The sequence below is a fragment of the Herbaspirillum sp. B65 genome (genome assembly GCF_000333555.1).
In the GTDB taxonomy this organism is placed as follows: domain Bacteria; phylum Pseudomonadota; class Gammaproteobacteria; order Burkholderiales; family Burkholderiaceae_D; genus Herbaspirillum; species Herbaspirillum rubrisubalbicans.
On the sequence record NZ_BADI01000577.1, the window covers coordinates 1 to 2,727 of the forward strand.

Here is a 2,727-nt window from a genome sequence, read left to right on the forward strand (position 1 = left end):
TTGTGTAGGAGAGCCCCGTCCGCTCCGCCAAATAAAATGCCCTGTTCGTAAGAACAGGGCATTTTTGTTTTTGCGCATTTTCTTCAGTTGATCTGCGTGGATCTGTAAACCATGCCCTGGCTCCCGAGTGACTCGGGACTCTTCATTCCTTGCTCTTGGCTTGATTCGATGCCGAGTTTTGCGCAGAAGTCGGAATGGCATCCGATGTCAAATCGACGAACTGGTCGTGGAATACGGCCACTTCCTTGCGATGCGCCACGCTGATCAGCGTACTGCCCGGCAGACGCTCGATGAGTAGCGAGTACATGCGATGCTCCCATTCCAGATCGAGCGCGCTGGTGGCTTCGTCAACGAAGATGTAATCAGGGCGGGCGATGATGATGCGGGCGAATGCCAGCCGTTGCTGCTCGCCGCCCGACAGACGAAGTCCCCAGCGATCAGGCTGGTCGAGCAGGGGCAGGAACTGCTCCAAACCAACCATCGTCAGGATGTCTTGCGCCATCGCATCGTCAACCTCGCTCTTGTCCCTCGGATAGGCCAATGCCTGGCGCAAGGTACCGACAGGAACATAGCTCTTCTGTGGCACGAACATCATGCTGGTGCGCGCAGGCACGGCGATGGTGCCAATGCCAAACGGCCAGATTCCCGCCAGCGTGCGCAGCAGCGTGCTTTTTCCTGCCCCCGAGCGGCCACGTATCAGGCAGCGCGCACCAGGCTTGACGACGAATGGCGGAATATAGGACAGTTCCTTTCCCTGCGGATCGGTCAACGTCAGCGCTCCGACTTCAATGCTCGTGTGTTCGGTTCGCTCCACCACATTTAATTCAAAGGCCGACGCCTGCGCCTCCATCGCATCAAGCAATGCCAACAAGCGACGCACCACCGCACGCCAAGTAGCAAAAGATTGATACGCTTGCGGAAAATACGACAGCGTGCCTTCGACCGAACCGAACGCGGCGCGTACCCGCATCAACGCCCCCAGCGTCATGGTCCCCGCCATTAATTGCGGCAACACCAGCAGTACCGGCAGGATCGAACCGATCTGACCTGGCACCTGCACGCCGAACATGACCTGCGACGAAACGCGGATGATCCTCCAGGTATTGGCCCGAATGCTGGAGAAGGTAGCGCGCAGCCGGGATGCTTCTACTGCGGCTCCATCGTAGAACGCGATCTGCTCCGCCCCTTCCCGGATCTGTACCATCAATGTGCGGAAATCAGCTTCCACCTTTTGCTGCCGAATGTTGATCGGAATCAGGGATCTGCCCAGCAGATGGGTCAGCAGCAGCGTGATTACAGAATACAGATAGACCGCAATGAGCATATAGCCCGGAATCGTGATCACAAAGTTGCTCAACTTAAGGACATAACTGCCGCTGAGTTCCCATAGCACGATGCTGAACGTGACCGCGCTTACCGGTATGTGGGTCAGGTTCGATATGATGGTCACCGTGTAATCGACGAACAGCTTGACGTCTTCCGAGATGCGCTGGTCGGCATTGTCGAGCAGCTTGTCGCGCTCGATGCGGAAATAGGCCCCGCTGCGGGTCCACTTGTCGATCAGCGTATTGGTCAGCCAGGTGCGCCACCTCAGTTTGAGTACATCGCTGGCGACCGCGGCCGATATCGTCACCGTGGCCGCGACCATGATGATCAGCAGAAACAGCATCAGCAGAGACGGAATGGTGCTAAAGCGCCCGGCGCCGATAGCGTCGTAGAACTTGCCGGTCCATTGATTGATGCGCAGCGAGAAATAGACGCCAACAAAGCCGGTGCCAATGACGAAGACTGCGAGCAAGGCCGACACCAGCGCGTCGCTTGAGGTCCAGTAACTCTTGAACAACCACCAGGTGGATGTCCTGAAATGCGCACGCTGGCGACCTTCCACCTCGGCATAGATGAGGTCGTGCAATGCATCTTCCTTCATTGCGGAGCTTTCATCGGATCCGTGACAAAGTTAATCTGCGTCAAGCCACCAGACTGCACACTCGCCAACACCTTGGCAACGCTGCCATATGGCACCTGCTCGTCGGCATAGATGTTGACCGTTGGCAGCTTTGCCCCGGCTGCGGCTTGTAGAACGTGCGCCCGCAATTCATCGGCATTCAGCGGCACCCGGTTCCACAGGGTCGTGCCATCTGCCTGGATCGAGATATCAATGTCCTTGGTCGCAGCGTCGATGCGCTGCGCCGTGGCCTTCGGCAGTGTCACCTTGACGGCCTGGTTGATCGCCGGCAGGGTCACGATAAAAATGATCAGCAGCACCAGCATGACGTCGATCAGCGGCGTCATGTTGATCTCGGTAGCCAGCCCGTCTCCACCCGCATCGTTCATCATTGACATGGCGGCTCCTCAAGCACCGGTAGAGGTGATCGGTGTACGTGCTGGATAAGCTACACCTTTGGCCGCCTGTGCTTCCTTGATCTTGTTGCCGGTCACGTAATACACCTGCAACTGGTGCGAAAAACGCATCAGCTTCTGCGCTACGCCACGATTGCCGCGTGCCACGTAGTTGTAACCCAGTACTGCAGGAATCGCCACGAACAGACCAATCGCTGTCATCACCAGCGACTCTCCCACCGGGCCTGCCACGTGGTCCAGACTTGCCTGACCCGACGCGCCAATGGCAATGAGCGCGTGATAAATGCCCCAGACGGTGCCGAACAGGCCGATGAACGGAGCGGTGCTGGCGATTGATGCAAGCACGGCCAAGCCGCCTGCAGGGCG

Annotated in this window: 3 protein-coding genes; all 3 read right to left on the bottom strand. The window is 57.8% G+C overall.

All coding sequences use genetic code 11. From position 1 onward, the window contains the following. Positions 1-142: 142 nt before the first annotated feature. Positions 143-1,927, bottom strand: coding sequence for an ABC transporter ATP-binding protein/permease (locus I5W_RS13895; protein ID WP_044529668.1), 1,785 nt, complete (start codon positions 1,925-1,927; stop codon positions 143-145). Continuing rightward, entirely contained in the window at positions 1,924-2,343 is a 420-nt protein-coding gene (locus I5W_RS13900; RefSeq protein WP_044529669.1) for an ExbD/TolR family protein, read from the bottom strand. Before I5W_RS13900 ends, I5W_RS13895 begins: the two co-directional genes overlap by 4 nt. 9 nt (positions 2,344-2,352) lie before the next feature. Then, positions 2,353-2,727: MotA/TolQ/ExbB proton channel family protein (locus I5W_RS13905; protein WP_044529670.1), on the bottom strand; the 375-nt coding region annotated here is incomplete at its 5' end.

Bases quoted from the DNA above. Each gene is read 5' to 3' on its own strand.
- I5W_RS13895 (WP_044529668.1), bottom strand. From the start codon at position 1,927: ATGAAGGAAGATGCATTGCACGACCTCATCTATGCCGAGGTGGAAGGT.
- I5W_RS13900 (WP_044529669.1), bottom strand. From the start codon at position 2,343: ATGTCAATGATGAACGATGCGGGTGGAGACGGGCTGGCTACCGAGATC.